General features: G+C 55.4%; 19 protein-coding genes. 12 read left to right on the top strand and 7 right to left on the bottom strand.

The features are described from left to right. Positions 1 to 3: 3 nt before the first annotated feature. The 7 genes from dksA (at position 4) to panD (ending at position 5,517) form a co-directional block, all read left to right on the top strand. The gene (gene dksA, locus INF68_RS14325; RefSeq protein WP_001155232.1) at positions 4 to 459 is read left to right on the top strand and encodes an RNA polymerase-binding protein DksA; all 456 of its coding nucleotides are present in this window, start codon (positions 4 to 6) and stop codon (positions 457 to 459) included. 59 nt (positions 460 to 518) lie between these two features. Then, positions 519 to 1,409 (top strand): tRNA glutamyl-Q(34) synthetase GluQRS, encoded by an 891-nt coding sequence (gene gluQRS / locus INF68_RS14320; RefSeq protein WP_126786345.1) that lies wholly within the window; start codon positions 519 to 521, stop codon positions 1,407 to 1,409. 42 nt (positions 1,410 to 1,451) lie between these two features. Then, positions 1,452 to 2,849 carry a polynucleotide adenylyltransferase PcnB gene (pcnB, locus tag INF68_RS14315; RefSeq protein ID WP_216786933.1) on the top strand — a complete coding sequence of 466 codons (1,398 nt, stop codon included), beginning with the start codon at positions 1,452 to 1,454 and terminating at the stop codon, positions 2,847 to 2,849. Next, positions 2,846 to 3,325: a 2-amino-4-hydroxy-6-hydroxymethyldihydropteridine diphosphokinase gene (gene folK, locus INF68_RS14310; protein WP_109845552.1), complete on the top strand. Its 480-nt coding sequence runs from the start codon at positions 2,846 to 2,848 to the stop codon at positions 3,323 to 3,325. Before pcnB ends, folK begins: the two co-directional genes overlap by 4 nt. A gap of 123 nt (positions 3,326 to 3,448) precedes the next feature. Further along, on the top strand, positions 3,449 to 4,240 hold the full coding sequence (panB, locus tag INF68_RS14305) for a 3-methyl-2-oxobutanoate hydroxymethyltransferase (RefSeq protein ID WP_126786344.1): 792 nt from the start codon (positions 3,449 to 3,451) through the stop codon (positions 4,238 to 4,240). Positions 4,241 to 4,251: 11 nt separating this feature from the next. Continuing rightward, entirely contained in the window at positions 4,252 to 5,103 is an 852-nt protein-coding gene (gene panC, locus INF68_RS14300) for a pantoate--beta-alanine ligase (RefSeq protein WP_126786343.1), read from the top strand. A gap of 33 nt (positions 5,104 to 5,136) precedes the next feature. After that, the gene (gene panD / locus INF68_RS14295; RefSeq protein WP_006810068.1) at positions 5,137 to 5,517 is read left to right on the top strand and encodes an aspartate 1-decarboxylase; all 381 of its coding nucleotides are present in this window, start codon (positions 5,137 to 5,139) and stop codon (positions 5,515 to 5,517) included. Positions 5,518 to 5,520: 3 nt separating this feature from the next. Here the strand turns inward: panD and INF68_RS14290 are convergent, their stop codons facing one another. The 4 genes from INF68_RS14290 to INF68_RS14275 all read right to left on the bottom strand — a co-directional run bounded on the left by INF68_RS14290 (position 5,521) and on the right by INF68_RS14275 (position 9,069). Beyond that, entirely contained in the window at positions 5,521 to 6,768 is a 1,248-nt protein-coding gene (locus tag INF68_RS14290; RefSeq protein ID WP_045355167.1) for a polysaccharide deacetylase family protein, read from the bottom strand. 62 nt (positions 6,769 to 6,830) lie between these two features. After that, positions 6,831 to 7,271, bottom strand: a complete 441-nt coding sequence (locus INF68_RS14285) for a PTS sugar transporter subunit IIA (RefSeq protein WP_033144654.1) — start codon at positions 7,269 to 7,271, stop codon at positions 6,831 to 6,833. A gap of 104 nt (positions 7,272 to 7,375) precedes the next feature. Continuing rightward, entirely contained in the window at positions 7,376 to 8,146 is a 771-nt protein-coding gene (locus INF68_RS14280; RefSeq protein WP_023310428.1) for an ABC transporter permease, read from the bottom strand. After that, positions 8,143 to 9,069, bottom strand: coding sequence for an ABC transporter ATP-binding protein (locus INF68_RS14275; RefSeq protein WP_003856300.1), 927 nt, complete (start codon positions 9,067 to 9,069; stop codon positions 8,143 to 8,145). Before INF68_RS14275 ends, INF68_RS14280 begins: the two co-directional genes overlap by 4 nt. A gap of 107 nt (positions 9,070 to 9,176) precedes the next feature. Between INF68_RS14275 and can the strand changes: the two genes are divergently transcribed. Further along, positions 9,177 to 9,839, top strand: a complete 663-nt coding sequence (can, locus tag INF68_RS14270; RefSeq protein ID WP_008501947.1) for a carbonate dehydratase — start codon at positions 9,177 to 9,179, stop codon at positions 9,837 to 9,839. A 61-nt stretch (positions 9,840 to 9,900) separates the two neighbouring features. Here the strand turns inward: can and hpt are convergent, their stop codons facing one another. After that, a complete protein-coding gene (gene hpt, locus INF68_RS14265) occupies positions 9,901 to 10,437 on the bottom strand; it encodes a hypoxanthine phosphoribosyltransferase (protein WP_008501948.1) in 537 nt (178 codons plus the stop codon). A 208-nt stretch (positions 10,438 to 10,645) separates the two neighbouring features. On the opposite strand from hpt, the gene INF68_RS14260 reads away from it, so the two are divergent. Next, positions 10,646 to 13,036 carry a glucose/quinate/shikimate family membrane-bound PQQ-dependent dehydrogenase gene (locus INF68_RS14260; RefSeq protein ID WP_059445810.1) on the top strand — a complete coding sequence of 797 codons (2,391 nt, stop codon included), beginning with the start codon at positions 10,646 to 10,648 and terminating at the stop codon, positions 13,034 to 13,036. A 132-nt stretch (positions 13,037 to 13,168) separates the two neighbouring features. On the opposite strand, the gene cueO is transcribed toward INF68_RS14260, so the two are convergent. Beyond that, positions 13,169 to 14,737: a multicopper oxidase CueO gene (gene cueO, locus INF68_RS14255; RefSeq protein ID WP_109845555.1), complete on the bottom strand. Its 1,569-nt coding sequence runs from the start codon at positions 14,735 to 14,737 to the stop codon at positions 13,169 to 13,171. A 145-nt stretch (positions 14,738 to 14,882) separates the two neighbouring features. On the opposite strand from cueO, the gene INF68_RS14250 reads away from it, so the two are divergent. The 3 genes from INF68_RS14250 (at position 14,883) to speD (ending at position 17,010) form a co-directional block, all read left to right on the top strand. Beyond that, positions 14,883 to 15,230 (top strand): YacC family pilotin-like protein, encoded by a 348-nt coding sequence (locus tag INF68_RS14250; RefSeq protein ID WP_014882582.1) that lies wholly within the window; start codon positions 14,883 to 14,885, stop codon positions 15,228 to 15,230. Between the two features lie 115 nt (positions 15,231 to 15,345). Next, complete coding sequence (gene speE / locus INF68_RS14245; protein WP_023310424.1) at positions 15,346 to 16,215, top strand: polyamine aminopropyltransferase; 870 nt, start codon at positions 15,346 to 15,348, stop codon at positions 16,213 to 16,215. Continuing rightward, positions 16,216 to 17,010 carry an adenosylmethionine decarboxylase gene (gene speD, locus INF68_RS14240; protein WP_126786342.1) on the top strand — a complete coding sequence of 265 codons (795 nt, stop codon included), beginning with the start codon at positions 16,216 to 16,218 and terminating at the stop codon, positions 17,008 to 17,010. Positions 17,011 to 17,041: 31 nt separating this feature from the next. On the opposite strand, the gene yacL is transcribed toward speD, so the two are convergent. Beyond that, positions 17,042 to 17,404: a protein YacL gene (gene yacL, locus INF68_RS14235; protein WP_023310423.1), complete on the bottom strand. Its 363-nt coding sequence runs from the start codon at positions 17,402 to 17,404 to the stop codon at positions 17,042 to 17,044. Between the last annotated feature and the right edge of the window lie 117 nt (positions 17,405 to 17,521).

Raw genomic sequence — 17,521 nt, 5'->3', positions numbered from 1 at the left:
AACATGCAAGAAGGGCAAAACCGTAAAACATCGTCCCTGAGTATTCTCGCCATCGCTGGGGTGGAGCCGTATCAAGAGAAGCCGGGCGAAGAGTATATGAACGAAGCCCAGCTGTCGCACTTCAAGCGTATTCTTGAAGCATGGCGTAATCAACTCAGGGATGAAGTCGATCGCACCGTTACTCATATGCAGGATGAAGCTGCTAACTTCCCGGATCCGGTAGACCGTGCCGCTCAGGAAGAAGAGTTCAGCCTCGAACTGCGTAACCGTGACCGCGAACGCAAACTGATCAAAAAGATCGAGAAAACGCTGAAAAAAGTCGAAGACGAAGATTTTGGCTACTGCGAATCCTGCGGTGTTGAAATCGGTATTCGTCGCCTGGAAGCGCGTCCAACCGCCGATCTGTGCATCGACTGTAAAACGCTGGCCGAAATCCGCGAAAAACAGATGGCCGGTTAATACCAGCGCTGTTTGCACATACCAAAGGCGGGAGTCTCTCCCGCCTTGTTACAGTTGATATGTCTGAATCACACTATATTGGGCGCTTCGCGCCATCTCCTTCCGGTGAATTACACTTCGGCTCATTAATTGCCGCGCTCGGCAGTTACCTGCAGGCTCGCGCCCGCCGGGGAAAATGGCTCGTCCGCATAGAAGATATTGACCCTCCGCGTGAAGTTCCCGGTGCAGCAGAGACGATTCTGCGTCAGCTGGAACATTACGGTCTTCACTGGGATGACGAGGTTCTGTGGCAGTCAAAACGTCACGAGGCCTATCGGGAACGTCTGGCCTGGCTTCGCGCTCAGGGACTTTCCTATAACTGCACCTGCACCCGCGCGCGTATCCAGAGCGTTGGTGGCGTCTATGACGGCCACTGCCGCACGCTTAATCTTCCCCCGGAAAATGCCGCCGTGCGTATAAAACAGCGCTCCCCGGTGACGCGCTTTACCGATTTACTCTCCGGTGAGATTCATGCCGATGAACGCCTGGCGCGTGAGGATTTTATTATTCACCGCCGTGACGGCCTGTTTGCCTATAACCTGGCGGTGGTCGTCGACGATCGTTTTCAGGGCGTGACGGAAATTGTGCGCGGGGCGGATCTGGTCGAACCAACCGTACGACAAATATCGCTGTATCACCAGTTTGGCTGGACGGCACCGGACTACATTCATCTGCCGCTGGCGGTCAATGCGCAGGGCTTTAAATTGTCAAAGCAGAACCACGCCCCGGCCCTGCCAGACGGCGATCCGCGTCCTGTTTTGATCGACGCGCTGCGATTTCTCAACCAGAATGTATCCAACGAATGGCAGGATCTGCGTATTGACGAACTGCTGAAAATGGCCATTGCCAACTGGACGCTCGCGGCAGTGCCAAAAATCCAGCATTCTCAAATGCGTTGCGCTGAGCTATGATTAGCCGCTTTTTTCATAACAAAACACACTACGAGGTGTACCATTTTTACCCGAGTCGCTAATTTTTGCCGTAAAGTGCTAAGCCGCGAAGAGAGCATGGCGAACGATGCTATTGCACAGCCACACATGTCGGTTATTCCGCGTGAGCAGCACACTATTTCCCGCAAAGATATCAGTGAAAATGCCCTCAAGGTGCTCTATCGTCTGAATAAAGCGGGCTACGAGGCCTATCTCGTGGGCGGTGGAGTACGTGATTTACTGCTGGGCAAAAAACCAAAAGATTTCGACGTGACGACCAGCGCCACGCCTGAGCAGGTGCGCAAATTATTCCGCAACTGCCGTCTCGTTGGCCGCCGTTTCCGTCTGGCTCACGTGATGTTTGGCCCGGAAATTATCGAAGTGGCGACCTTCCGCGGCCACCACGAAGCCGGCGCATCCGATCGCACCACGTCACAGCGCGGCCAGAACGGCATGCTGCTGCGTGACAATATCTTCGGCTCTATCGAAGAAGATGCCCAGCGTCGCGACTTCACCATCAACAGCCTTTATTACAGCGTGGCGGATTTCACCGTGCGCGATTACGTCGGCGGCATGCAGGACCTGAAAGAAGGTCTGATCCGTCTGATCGGCACGCCGGAAACGCGCTATCGCGAAGATCCCGTGCGTATGCTGCGCGCCGTGCGTTTCGCCGCCAAGCTTAATATGCGCATCAGCCAGGAAACGGCAGAGCCGATTCCGCGCCTGGCGACGTTGATTAACGACGTGCCGCCTGCCCGCCTGTTTGAAGAGGCGCTGAAGCTGCTGCAGGCAGGCCACGGCTTTGAAACCTACAATCTACTGCGCGAATACAACCTTTTCCAGCCCCTGTTCCCGACCATTACCCGCTACTTCACCGAAAGCGGTGACAGCCCAATGGAGCGGATGATTGCGCAGGTGCTGAAAAATACCGATACCCGTATTCGCAACGACATGCGCGTCAATCCGGCGTTCCTGTTTGCGGCGATGTTCTGGTATCCGCTGCTCGAAACGGCCCAGCGAATTACCCAGGAGAGCGGGCTTGCATACTATGATGCCTTCGCGCTGGCCGCAAACGACGTGCTGGACGAAGGGTGCCGTACGCTCGCTATTCCAAAACGCATTACCACGCTGGTGCGCGATATCTGGCAGCTTCAGCTGCGCATGTCCCGTCGTCAGGGCAAACGCGCCTGGAAGCTGATGGAGCATCCAAAATTCCGCGCCGCCTTCGATCTGCTGTCGCTGCGTGCTGAAATTGAACGCAACCAGGAGCTGCAGCGCCTGGCGCAGTGGTGGGCCGAATTCCAGGTCTCAGCACCGCCGGAGCAAAAAGACATGCTCACCGGGCTGGATGAAGAGCCAGAACCGCGTCGCCGCCATCGTCGTCCGCGCAAACGCGCGCCGCGTCGTGAAGGGACAGCATGACCCTCGCGTATATCGCCATCGGCAGCAATTTAGCCTCTCCGCTGGAGCAGGTGAACGCTGCCATACAGGCGCTGGGGGAGATCCCGCAAAGTAAGATCGTGGCGGTCTCCTCTTTCTACCGTACCCCGCCGCTGGGTCCGCAGGATCAGCCTGATTATCTCAATGCCGCCGTGGTGCTGGAAACCGCTCTGAATGCCGAAACGCTGCTGGATAACACCCAGCGCATCGAACTGCAGCAGGGCCGCGTACGCAAAGCCGAGCGCTGGGGACCGCGCACGCTGGACCTCGACATTATGCTGTTTGGTCACGAGACCATTAGCACTGAACGTCTCACCGTTCCGCATTACGACATGAAAAATCGCGGGTTTATGCTCTGGCCGCTGTTTGAAGTCGCCCCCGATCTCATCTTCCCGGATGGCATCCCACTGAGGACCATTCTGGACAACCTCAACGCGGAAAGACCCGCCCGCTGGTGATCCGGTTCCCCTGCCGATTAACCTCAAAATAATTGTGGCTAATCGGTTACCTAAAATCATTGTTCCCCCGAATGTTACTGTTAGAATGCGCAAAGATTCGCTTTTGGGCTATCAGGAAACAGTATGAAACCAACCACCATCTCCTTACTGCAGAAATGCAAACAGGAAAAAAAACGCTTCGCCACCATCACTGCGTATGACTACAGCTTCGCCAAACTCTTTGCCGAAGAGGGTATCAACGTCATGCTGGTCGGAGATTCGTTAGGGATGACGGTACAAGGACATGATTCCACCCTGCCGGTCACGGTTGAGGATATCGCTTACCACACCTGTGCGGTGCGCCGCGGGGCTCCAGCCTGCCTGCTGCTCTCCGATCTGCCGTTTATGGCCTATGCCACGCCGGAGCAGGCATTCGAAAACGCGGCAGCGGTCATGCGTGCTGGCGCTAACATGGTCAAAATTGAAGGCGGCGCCTGGCTGGTGGATACGGTGAAGATGCTCACCGAGCGCGCCGTGCCGGTGTGCGGCCATTTGGGCTTGACGCCGCAGTCCGTCAACATCTTTGGTGGATATAAAGTGCAGGGCCGCGGTGACGCCGCCCAGACGCTGCTGGATGATGCCCTGGCGCTGGAAGCCGCAGGCGCCCAGCTGCTGGTGCTGGAGTGCGTGCCGGTTGAGCTGGCGAAGCGTATTACTGAAGCCCTGTCGATTCCGGTGATTGGTATCGGTGCAGGCAACGTGACCGACGGTCAGATCCTGGTGATGCACGACGCCTTTGGCATCACCGGCGGGCATATTCCGAAGTTTGCCAAAAATTTCCTCACCGAAGCGGGCGACATGCGCGCTGCGGTCAGGCAGTATATTGCCGACGTTGAATCCGGTGTTTACCCGGGTGAAGAACACAGTTTCCATTAAGGAGTCTCGTTGTGCTAATCATTGAAACCCTGCCGCTGCTGCGCCAGCATATCCGTCGTGCGCGTCAGGAAGGTAAACGTATCGCACTGGTCCCGACTATGGGCAACCTGCATGACGGCCATATGAAGCTGGTTGACGAAGCAAGAGCCCGTGCAGATATCGTGGTGGTCAGTATCTTCGTTAACCCAATGCAGTTTGACCGCGCCGACGATCTGGCACGCTATCCGCGCACCCTGCAGGAAGATTGCGAGAAGCTCAAAAAACGTCATGCGGATATTGTCTTCTCTCCGGCACCGGGGGATGTCTATCCTCAGGGTACCGATGAGGCCACTTACGTTGACGTACCGGGCATTTCCACCATGCTGGAAGGTGCAAGCCGCCCGGGTCATTTCCGCGGCGTATCGACCATCGTCAGCAAGCTGTTCAACCTGGTGCAGCCGGACGTTGCCTGCTTCGGTGAGAAAGATTTCCAGCAGCTGGCGCTGATCCGCAAGATGGTTGCGGATATGGGCTACGATATCGAGATTGTCGGCGTACCGATTGTACGCGCGAAAGACGGTCTGGCGCTCAGCTCGCGAAATGGCTACCTGACCGCGGACCAGCGTAAAATCGCGCCGGGCTTAAGCAAGGTCATGAACACCATGGCAGAACAGCTGCTGGCGAAAGAGTTAACGGCCGAAGAGATTATTGCTCTGGCTGAACAGGCGCTGAACGATAAAGGCTTCCGCGCTGATGATATTCAAATTCGCGATGCCGACACGCTTCTGGAGCTTACACAGACCAGCAAACGTGCGGTCATTCTGGTGGCGGCATGGCTTGGTCAGGCCCGCCTAATCGACAACAAAGTGGTTGAACTGGCGTAGGTTTCTCTACCCGGAAGATGAAAGGTAAACGTAATGATTCGCAAAATGCTGCAAGGTAAGCTTCACCGTGTGAAAGTCACCCAGGCCGACCTGCACTATGAAGGCTCCTGCGCCATCGACCAGGATTTCCTTGATGCTGCGGGCATCCTTGAAAACGAAGCGATTGATATCTGGAACGTTAACAACGGCAAACGTTTCTCAACCTACGCCATCGCCGCCGAGCGCGGGTCTAAAATCATCTCCGTTAACGGCGCGGCAGCGCACTGCGCGGACGTGGGCGATATTGTGATTATCGCCAGCTTCGTGATGATGTCTGATGAAGAAGCGCGCCGCTGGCAGCCGAAAGTTGCCTACTTTGAAGGCGACAACGACATGAAACGTACCGCGAAGGCGATTCCGGTTCAGGTTGCTTAAGCACTATCCCTGCGGCTGATTGCTGATCAGCCGCGACATGGTCTCCAGCGAATCCGTTCTTAAGATGTACAGGCGTTTCAGCAAGAACGGATTATCCCCCGGCTTCACCTTCCCTTTTACCGTCGTCACCGCCAGATGAAAACCGGCGTCATTCGCCGCCTTTATCGCTTTATTGTCGTAGCCGCCAAACGGATAGGAAAGATAGAGCACGCGTGGATTAAACTGCGCCAGCGCGCGACGCGAGCGTTCAAAATCAAACAAAATCACGTGATAGCTGCGGCTCAGTAAAATCGGGTGCTTATACCCATCCACGCGGTGCAGGAAGTGGGTATGAGACTGAATATCGAACACATCCTGAATCCCCTTAATCTCCTGCACGCTCATAAACTGCAGCGATTTTGGATCCCACTTCTGCGGATGGCCTTTTATACGGGAAGAGATAATAAACGCGGTAGCCTTGAAGCCATACTCTTTCAGCACAGGATAGGCATAGCGGCTGACGGATTTCAGGCCGTCGTCAAAGGTAATCACCACCGATTTTGCAGGCAGGTTCATTTTGTTACGCACGTACCCTTCAAGCTGGTACATCGTCAGGGTGGTATAGCCCTGATCGCGTAGCCAGGCCATCTGGTTGTTGAACGCGCGTACGCTGGTGGTCGTGGACGTATGTCGAAAACGCGTGTTCTCTTCATCACGCAGAATATGATGGTAGGTCAGAACCGGAAGTCCGTTATCTTCCTGCGCGTCCAGGCTGCTGATCCACGCCAGACGATTGCCGATGCGGATCTGGAACCAGGTCTGATTCAGACGGTCCTTCAGTTTATTCAGTATCGGATAGCGCAGATTGGCGCTTAAGGTGCCGAACGGCGCGCTGCCGCTCGACGGCGCGTTATACACCGGCGTGTCTTTCCAGGTAATCAGGTTCTGATTGCTGAGGGGTTTATTGAGATCCCCGAGGCTGTCCTCGACGCGCTGTTTCCCCTGAACCGGCTCCAGGTGGCCCTTGTCGATAAACCCCGTGCCAAAACCAAAGCGAAATTCGTAGTAGTCCGCCGCCGCGGGCACAACGGCCAGGATCTGCCCGGCGCGGACGTTACCGACGTTGATCACGCTGTTCCCCACCTGCGCCCAGATCGCCGCGTCTTCGGTGGTTTGCATGTACTGGGCAGGCAGCGTGTGCTGACTGAGTAAACTGGCTGAGCTGACGCCGGAAATGAGCATCAATAGCAAGAAAAGAATGCGCGGTAGCATGGTGTCTTAATCGGTGCGGAAAACTGCCGCTATTGTAACAAATGAGACATCAATACCAACGTTTAATTCTTATACAAATCGTGGAGCAGGACGAAGGGAGGATTTTTTTGCTGCTGATGCCACAAGCTGCTGACGCCCGGAACGCCCTGCGCCACGATGGCCTGGCGAAACTCTGCGCTGCTTAAGGATCCACGCTGCGGATACATTAACGCCAGCAGGGAGAAGTTAATACCCGAGATCACTTCACAGCACGCGTGCTTATGGCTCAGCAACGCGGCTGCGCGGTAAGGCGCCGCGCCCGATTTATCGGTAAGAAAAATCACGCCATCGCCGGTGTCCGTTTCATGCAGGGCATCGCACATCATGCGGCTCAGCATGTTGGTGCTCAACCCGCGCCAGTAGTTTACCGCCCGGCACTGCACCAGCGGGCCAAATCTGGCTTCAAGCTTATCCAGCATTTCCTGCGCCTGTTCATCGTGGCAGGTGATAACCCATCCCAGCATAACTCCCTCCTTAGCAGGCAAGTAGTTTAGCGGAGTGAAGGTTAGCTTACGGTGATAACTGTCAAAGAAAGTGCCCGGCAAACAGAACGTCGCCGGGCAAAAGATTAGCTGCGCAGCCCGCGTCCGCGCTGGATCAGCGACCAGCAGAGCAGGTAGAAGGCGATGATAAACACCACCAGCACCGCCACCGTGGTAAACAGCGGCACATCGGTGATACCGAGGAAGCCAAAGCGGAACCCGCTGATCATGTAGACAATCGGGTTCAGGTGCGACAGCGCCTGCCAGAACGGTGGCAGCAGCGTCAGGGAGTAGAACACCCCACCGAGATAGGTCAGCGGCGTCAGCACGAAGGTCGGGATCAGGCTGATGTCGTCAAACGTTTTAGCGAACACGGCGTTCAGCAGACCGGCCAGCGAGAACAGGATCGCCGTCAGGAGCAGCGTCAGCGCGACAAACAGCCACGAGTGGACCTGAAACGGCACGAAGAACAGCGAAATCGCCGTGACCAGGATCCCCACGCACAGCCCGCGCGCCACGCCGCCGCCAACATAGCCCGCGATAATGACGTGCGTCGGCACCGGCGCGACCAGCAGCTCTTCAATATTGCGCTGGAACTTGGCGCTGAAGAATGACGACGCCACGTTGGCATAGGCGTTGGTGATCACCGCCATCATGATCAGGCCCGGCACGATAAACTGCATATAGGTAAAGCCGTGCATTTCACCAATCCGGGAACCAATCAGGTTACCGAAGATGATGAAATAGAGCGTCATCGTGATGACCGGCGGCACCAGGGTTTGCACCCAGATACGCATAAAGCGGTTGATCTCTTTCGCCCAGATACTTTTCAGCGCGACCCAGTAAAGATGCGTCATGCCTTGTCTCCTTGTTTGTCATGTACCAGAGAGACAAACAGCTCTTCCAGTCGGTTCGCTTTGTTACGCATACTTAAAACCTGAATCCCCTGCGCGCTCAGCTGTGAGAACACGCTGTTAATCCCCTGCTCGCGCAGCACTTCCACTTCCAGCGTCGAGGTATCCACCAGACGATAGTTGTAGCCTTCAAGTTTTGGCAGCGCGCTTTTCGCCGCCAGATCGAGAATGAAGGTTTCGGATTTCAGCTTGGAGAGCAGATTCTTCATCGAGGTGTTTTCCACCAGCTCGCCGTGCTGAATGATGCCGATGTTGCGGCACAGCATTTCAGCCTCTTCCAGGTAGTGGGTGGTCAGAATAATGGTGGTGCCTTTATCGTTGAGATCTTTCAGGAAGCCCCACATGGAACGACGAAGTTCGATATCGACACCCGCAGTCGGCTCATCGAGGATCAGCAGCTTTGGCTCGTGCATCAGCGCACGGGCGATCATCAGGCGGCGCTTCATCCCGCCGGACAACATGCGCGCGCGTTCGTTACGCTTTTCCCACAGATCGAGCTGCTTAAGGTATTTTTCGCTACGCTCGAGGGCCTCTTTACGCTCAACGCCGTAATAGCCCGCCTGGTTAACGACAATTTGCTGCACCGTCTCGAACGGGTTGAAGTTGAACTCCTGCGGAACCAGCCCCAGCTGGCGCTTGGCGTTCACCACATCTTTTTGCAGGTCGTACCCAAAGACGCTCACCCGGCCGGACGTTTTATTGACCAGTGAGCTGATAATCCCAATGGTGGTCGATTTCCCCGCCCCGTTCGGCCCCAGAAGCGCGTAAAAATCACCGGCCTCTACTTTCAGATCTATTCCGCGTAGCGCCTGAACGCCACCCGGATAGGTTTTTTTAAGCTGCTCAAGCTCCAGTGCAATTGCCATGAAATTAACTTACCTTCAGTTCTTACACACGTTGTGTGGTTTCATTAAAAGTCGGGTTACCCTATAGTAGCGCAACGCAATAACTCGGTTACAGGTCGCTAACCTCCATGAACAACATAGATACACTCATCAGCAACAATGCACTATGGTCAAAAATGCTGGTGGAGGAAGACCCCGGATTTTTTGGAAAACTCGCGCAGGCTCAGAACCCACGCTTTCTCTGGATTGGATGTTCCGACAGCCGCGTACCGGCGGAGCGCCTGACCGGCCTTGAACCCGGCGAACTGTTTGTTCACCGCAATGTCGCCAATCTCGTGATTCACACCGATCTCAACTGTCTTTCTGTCGTTCAGTATGCCGTGGACGTTCTGCAAGTCGAGCACATCATCATCTGCGGCCATTATGGCTGCGGCGGCGTGCAGGCGGCGGTTGAAAACACGGAACTGGGGCTCATTGATAACTGGCTACTGCACATCCGCGATATCTGGTTCAAACATAGCTCACTGCTGGGCGAAATGCCGCAGGAGCGTCGCATGGATACCCTTTGCGAACTCAACGTGATGGAGCAGGTATATAACCTGGGCCACTCAACGATCATGCAATCAGCGTGGAAACGCGGGCAGAAGGTCTCTATCCACGGCTGGGCGTACGGGATTCACGATGGCCTGCTGCGCAATCTGGAAGTAACCGCCACCAACCGCGAAACGCTGGAGCAGCGTTACCGTTCGGGGATTGCCAACCTTCAGCTTAAGCATGTGAACCATAAATAAAGCCGGGAATGTTCTCCCTCTCCCTGTGGGAGAGGGCCGGGGTGAGGACATCAGCCCTCGATTACTCGTCCAGCAGTACCACTTTCCCAACATACGGCAGATGACGATAGCGCTGCGCGTAGTCAATGCCGTAACCGACGACGAATTCGTCAGGAATCGAGAAGCCTACGAACTCTACCGGCACCTGCACTTCACGACGGTCAGGTTTATCCAGCAGCGTACAAATCGCCAGAGATTTTGGCTCGCGCAGGCTCAGGATCTCGCGCACTTTTGACAGCGTGTTGCCGGAGTCGATGATGTCCTCAACGATCAACACATCTTTGCCACGAATATCTTCATCCAGATCTTTCAGGATTTTCACATCACGGGTAGTGGACATGCCGCTGCCGTAGCTGGAGGCGGTCATAAAATCGACCTCATGAGGCACATGCACTTCACGGCACAGGTCTGCCATGAACATGAAAGAGCCGCGCAACAGACCGACCAGCACCATTTCGCTGCCGCTGTCCTTGTAATGTTCGGTGATTTGACGACCCAGTTCGGCGATACGCGCTTTGATCTCGGCTTCCGGGATCATCACTTCAACAGTATGTTTCATATTACTAACCAAATGATTTTAGTGAAAATCTCTCAATACGGATGAGTTAATATCCAGCACTGATACGCAAGCCAGCCATTATATCAGCAAATGGATAACCCTGGCGTATGAGTTATAAAAAGCAAATATTGTGATTCCGATCACACTTGTTAATACCTATAATTAGTTGCTAGCAAATTATTAACAAAAACTGACGAGTACACTTTCTATGGCTGAAACAAACTCTAAACAGCCGCGTCTACTGGTGACATTAACAGCCGCATTCGCAGCCTTCTGCGCGCTGTATCTGTTAATCGGTGGCGTCTGGCTGGTCGCTTTAGGCGGCTCCTGGTACTACCCGATTGCGGGTCTGGTTATGGTTGCCGTAACCGTCCTGCTGTTGCGCAGAAAACAATCTGCACTGTGGCTGTATGCCGCCCTCCTCCTTGCCACCATGATCTGGGGCGTCTGGGAAGTCGGGTTCGACTTCTGGGCACTGACGCCGCGCAGCGACATCCTGGTCTTCTTCGGTATCTGGCTGATCCTGCCGTTCGTCTGGCGTCGCCTGATTGTGCCTTCCAGCGGTGCGGTAGCGGGCCTGGTTGTTGCCCTGCTTATTACCGGCGGCATTCTGACCTGGGCCGGCTTTAATGACCCGCAGGAGATCAACGGTACGCTGAACGCAGAATCCACGCCTGCGGCAGCTATCTCCCAGGTCGCTGACGGCGACTGGCCTGCATATGGTCGTAATCAGGAAGGTCAACGCTACTCTCCGCTGAAGCAGATCAACGCGGACAACGTTAAAAACCTGAAGGAAGCCTGGGTATTCCGTACCGGCGATGTGAAGATGCCGAACGATCCGGGCGAGCTGACCAACGAAGTGACGCCGATTAAAGTCGGCAACATGCTTTATCTGTGTACGGCGCACCAGCGTCTGTTCGCGCTCGACGCGGCCACCGGTAAAGAGAAATGGCACTTCGATCCGCAGCTGAACTCCAACCCGTCCTTCCAGCACGTCACCTGCCGCGGCGTCTCTTACCACGAAGCGCGCGCCGATAATGCCAGCCCGGAGGTCATTGCCGACTGTCCTCGCCGCATTATGCTGCCGGTGAACGATGGCCGTCTGTTCGCCATCAATGCCGAAACGGGCAAGCTGTGCGAAACCTTTGCCAACAAAGGTATCCTGAACCTGCAGACCAACATGCCGGACACCACGCCGGGTCTGTATGAGCCAACCTCGCCGCCAATCATCACCGATAAAACCATCGTGATTGCCGGTTCGGTAACGGATAATTTCTCCACGCGTGAAACCTCCGGCGTTATCCGTGGTTTCGATGTGAACACCGGTAAACTGCTGTGGGCCTTCGACCCGGGCGCGAAAGATCCAAACGCGATCCCGTCGGACGAGCACACCTTTACCTTTAACTCGCCAAACTCCTGGGCACCGGCGGCGTATGACGCGAAGCTGGACCTGGTCTACCTGCCAATGGGCGTGACCACGCCGGATATCTGGGGCGGTAACCGCACGCCGGAGCAGGAGCGTTATGCAAGCGCTATCGTGGCGCTAAATGCGACCACCGGTAAGCTGGCGTGGAGCTACCAGACCGTTCACCACGATCTGTGGGATATGGATATGCCGTCCCAGCCGACGCTGGCGGATATTACCGTTGATGGCAAAACCGTTCCGGTGATTTACGCTCCGGCCAAGACGGGCAACATCTTCGTGCTGGATCGCAGCAACGGTAAGCTGGTTGTGCCAGCACCGGAAAAACCGGTTCCGCAGGGCGCGGCGAAAGGCGATTACGTCAGCAAAACCCAGCCGTTCTCTGACCTGAGCTTCCGTCCGAAGAAAGACCTCAGCGGTGCGGACATGTGGGGCGCCACCATGTTTGACCAGCTGGTGTGCCGCGTGATGTTCCACCAGCTGCGCTATGAAGGCATCTTCACGCCGCCGTCTGAGCAGGGCACGCTGGTCTTCCCGGGTAACCTGGGGATGTTCGAGTGGGGCGGTATTTCCGTTGACCCTAACCGTCAGGTGGCGATCGCCAACCCAATGGCGCTGCCGTTCGTTTCCCGTCTGATCCCACGCGGTCCGGGCAACCCAATGGAGCAGCCGAAAGACGCGAAAGGCAGCGGTACCGAAGCCGGCATTCAGCCGCAGTACGGCGTGCCGTTTGGCGTAACGCTGAACCCGTTCCTGTCTCCGTTTGGTCTGCCGTGTAAACAGCCTGCCTGGGGTTATATCTCCGGTCTGGATCTGAAAACTAACCAGATCGTGTGGAAAAAACGTATTGGTACGCCTCAGGACAGCATGCCGTTCCCGATGCCTGTTCCGGTGCCGTTCAATATGGGTATGCCAATGCTGGGTGGCCCAATTTCCACCGCCGGTAACGTGCTGTTCATCGCGGCAACCGCAGATAACTATCTGCGCGCGTACAACATGACCAACGGTGAAAAACTGTGGCAGGGCCGTCTGCCAGCGGGTGGACAGGCCACGCCGATGACCTATGAAGTGAATGGCAAGCAGTACGTTGTCATCTCTGCCGGCGGTCACGGTTCGTTTGGCACGAAGATGGGCGACTACATCGTCGCATATGCGTTGCCTGACGAAGGCAAATAAAAGCAAAACGGCAACTTCGGTTGCCGTTTTTGTGTTTGTTCCCTCTCCCTGTGGGAGAGGGGCAGGGTGAGGGCATCAGGCCGCACCTGCGAAATCCAGGCCGGGTAAGGTGAAGCCGCCACCCGGCTTTTTTTATACGGTAAAGCCGAGCATCATCCCCGTATCTTCATGCTCCAGCAGGTGGCAGTGCGCCATATAGGCAAACTCCTTCGGCGCCTCGTGGTCAAACTTCACCAGCACCTCGCTGACGCCGCCTTCTACTCTCACCGTATCTTTCCAGCCCGCGCGGTGCGCATCCGGCGCTTTGCCGTTCTCTGTGAGAATGCGGAACTGGGTGCCGTGGATATGGAACGGATGCAGCATCATGTCCCCTTCGCCTGAAATCACCCAGCGCTCAAGCTGACCCTTTGTCGCAGCAAACATCGGCGTATTCATGTCGAACGCTTTGCCGTTGATCATGTTGGCGTTGTGGAAATCAAAACCGTGGTCGCCGTGATTCATGTTCCCCATGCTGCCCATTTTGCCGTGGTCCATATTCATGTGGCCCATCATCTGCCCGTGGTGCATCCCCGCCATCGCCTGATCGCCATATTTCGCCATCAGTGCCTGCATGCCCATCATATCGAGCATCGGGTTCATAGAGAGCTGCAGCTTGCGCTGCGTAAGCCCCTCCAGCGACGGGAGGGCTGGCAGAGTGGTTAACGTATCAGGCAGCGTGCCGGATGCGGTCACCAGCAGCGGCTGAATACGAAGCACCGGATGCGGCTTATCAAACGGTGCGACCGCCATCCCCATCTGGCTCACCGGCAGCGTCACGAGGTCAAACGGCTTGCCGTCGCTGATATCCACCAGCACCTCAAAGCGTTCGCCCATGAGCATCGGCAGTTCGCTCACCTTAACCGGCTCCGGCAGCAGCCCGCCGTCGCTGGCTACCACATACAGCGGGCGTTTATCGCTGGTGGCGAAATTGAGCGAGCGTGCGTTACAGCCGTTGAGCAGGCGCAGGCGCAGCCAGCCTTTCGGCGCGGCGTGCTGAGGGTAAATGGCGCCGTTGGTCAGCAGCGTGTCGCCAAACCAGCCTACCGCCGCGCTCATCACGTCCAGCTGGTAGTCAATTTGCCCGTCAGCGTTGAATTTCTTGTCCTGCACAATCACCGGTACGTCGTCGATGCCCCACTGCTTCGGCAGGCGCAGCAGGCGGCTTTCGTCGTCTTCAATCAGCACCAGCCCCGCCAGCCCCATCGCCACCTGATGGCCCGTTTTGCCATGCTGATGCGGATGGAACCAGCAGGTCGCCGCGCGCTGATCGGGCGTAAAGGTGACGCTGCGCGTACCGCCCGCTTTGATGATGCCCTGCGGCCCGCCGTCCACCTCGCCCGGCACTTCCAGCCCGTGCCAGTGCAGCGTCGTCTCTTCGGCGAGCGTGTTGTGGATATCCACCGTCACCGTTTTCCCTTTACGTAGCTGAAGCGCCGGACCGAGCAAATTGCCGTTATAACCCCACGTCGTGGCGTGGTGCTCGCCGAACGTCGTTTTACCGGCCTGAACCACAAGCTGGATACGGCTGCGGGCATCAGCGGTCACTAAGTCAGGGATGGGTAAGGCAGGCCTGTCGGCCGCGAAAACCGCGCGGCTCCAGAGTGGTAATGCGCTGGCAGCCCCCAGCACAGCGGAATATTTTAAAAAATCACGACGTTGCATGTTCATTTCCTTATTTCCAGCAGGCGATCTTTTGAGCATAAACCCTCCCCTTACCGGAAGGTCAAGTAAAGCGGCAATAATAAAGATCGTCGCACCGGCATCAAGTATGCTAACGTTAATTTTCCGTGAAGAAGTGGTAGAAGCAATGAAGACGTTTTTCAGGACAATTTTGTTCGGAAGCCTGATGGCAATGTGTGCGAACAGCTATGCGCTAAGTGAAAATGAAGCGGAAGATATGGCCGATTTAACGGCGGTTTTTGTATTCCTGAAAAATGATTGTGGCTACCAGAATTTACCCAACGGGCAGATTCGCCGCGCGCTGGTCTTTTTTGCCCAGCAAAACCAGTGGGATCTCAGCAACTACGACAGCTTCGACATGAAGGCGCTCGGCGAAGACAGCTACCGTGACTTGAGCGGTATTGGTATTCCCACTGCCAAAAAATGTAAAGCGCTGGCTCGCGACTCACTCAGCCTGCTCGCCTACGTCAAATAACCTTCCCGACGCCCCCTGTTGAACCTATAGCCGTGCAACCACGGTTATAGTTAGCTATCATGTTTCGCTCATTTTTTGTGAGCGTAACGGATGTTAACAAAGGAGGAGTCCGCGTATGGCCGACCACACGTTGTGGCATGAAACACTGCATGACCAGTTTGGTCAGTACTTTGCCGTTGATAACGTGCTCTATCATGAGAAAACCGATCACCAGGATCTCATTATCTTCGAAAACGCCGCCTTTGGCCGCGTCATGGCGCTGGACGGCGTTGTGCAAACGACCGAGCGCGACGAGTTCATCTATCATGAGATGATGACCCACGTCCCGCTGCTGGCGCACGGTCACGCGAAGCATGTCCTGATTATCGGCGGCGGCGACGGCGCAATGCTGCGTGAAGTGTCCCGCCATCGTTCCATTGAAACCATCACCATGGTGGAAATCGATGCGGGCGTCGTCTCTTTCTGCCGCCAGTACCTGCCCAATCACAATGCCGGTAGCTATGACGATCCGCGCTTTAGCCTGGTGATTGACGACGGCGTTAACTTTGTTAACCAGACCTCGCAGACCTTTGACGTTATTATCTCCGACTGCACCGACCCTATCGGCCCCGGCGCGTCGCTGTTTACCTCCTCCTTCTACGAAGGCTGCAAGCGCTGCCTGAACCCGGGCGGGATCTTCGTCGCACAAAATGGCGTCTGCTTCCTGCAGCAGGATGAAGCGCTCGACAGCCATCGTAAGCTGAGCACCTATTTCGATGACGTCAGCTTCTATCAGGCGGCCATTCCGACGTACTACGGCGGGATCATGACCTTTGCCTGGGCGACCGATAACGACGTATTACGCCATCTCTCCACCGAAATTATTCAGGCCCGCTTCCATCAGGCCGGTCTTCAGTGCAGATACTACAATCCGGCTATCCATACCGCAGCGTTTGCTCTTCCGCAGTACCTGCAAGACGCATTATCCACTAAGGGGGTGAGCTAATTGAAAAAGCTTAAACTGCATGGCTTTAACAACCTGACGAAAAGCCTGAGTTTTTGTATTTACGATATCTGCTATGCCAAAACAGCGGAAGAACGCGATGGTTACATCGCCTATATCGACGAACTCTACAACGCCAACCGTCTGACCGAGATCCTGTCAGAAACCTGTTCCATTATCGGCGCAAACATCCTGAACATCGCCCGACAGGATTATGAACCTCAGGGCGCCAGCGTGACTATTCTGGTCAGCGAAGAGCCGGTCGACCCGAAGCTTATCGACAAAACTGAACATCCGGGCCCGCTGCCGGAAGTGGTCGTGGCCCACCTCGATAAAAGCCATATCTGCGTGCACACCTACCCGGAGAGTCACCCGGAAGGCGGGCTGTGCACGTTCCGCGCCGATATTGAAGTATCGACCTGCGGCGTGATTTCACCGCTTAACGCGCTGAACTATTTAATCCACCAGCTGGAATCGGACATCGTCACCATTGATTATCGCGTGCGTGGTTTTACCCGCGATATCAACGGCATGAAGCATTTCATCGACCACGAGATCAACTCCATCCAGAACTTTATGTCCGAGGACATGAAATCGCTGTACGACATGATGGACGTGAACGTGTATCAGGAAAACATCTTCCATACCAAGATTTTACTTAAGGAATTTGACCTTAAGCACTATATGTTCCACACGAAGCCGGAAGATTTGAGCGAAGAAGAGCGTAAGGCGATTACTGACCTGCTCTGGAAAGAGATGCGCGAGATTTACTACGGCCGCAATATTCCAGCCGTGTAAGAGCAAGCCGGAGCATGGATGCTCCGGTCTTTTATTTCTGTTTCATAAAGTCGCGGTAGGCATTTACCACCTGAAGGAAATCCTCTACGCCGCACATCGACAGGCTCTCTTCGTCGTAGTAGCTCATCCCCTCTTCCATCTCGTCACCTGAAAACTCGAGCTGGTTGGCACGCACCATGACCTCTTCACCGTCCATCCACAGCGTATATTCATGCCCGGCGCGCTGCCAGGATCGTTCACTGCCTTTCACCGTATTTGCCGCCTGTTCAACTTCATCAAGAAGTGCAAGATTTTCTTTCACCTCTTCGTTAAACCAGTGTCCAACGGCTTCGTGGCCCATCGACATACGCACTTTCACCACTCCGGTGATGTCGCGCAGAAATTCGTAATCCATAGTGTTTTCCTCTGCAAAGCCATTACCGTAATTATCGCAGCAGCGAGGAAGAAAAAAAGCGGGAGAGGTGGGAGGAATGAAAATAAAAAGGTGAGAGCAAGACCCTGCGGCCTGATG

This window comes from Enterobacter cloacae complex sp. P16RS2 (assembly GCF_014982155.1).
Taxonomy (GTDB): domain Bacteria; phylum Pseudomonadota; class Gammaproteobacteria; order Enterobacterales; family Enterobacteriaceae; genus Enterobacter; species Enterobacter cloacae_M.
The sequence above is the reverse complement of the archived record's forward strand: the minus strand, read 5'-3'. Positions and strand labels throughout refer to the sequence as shown.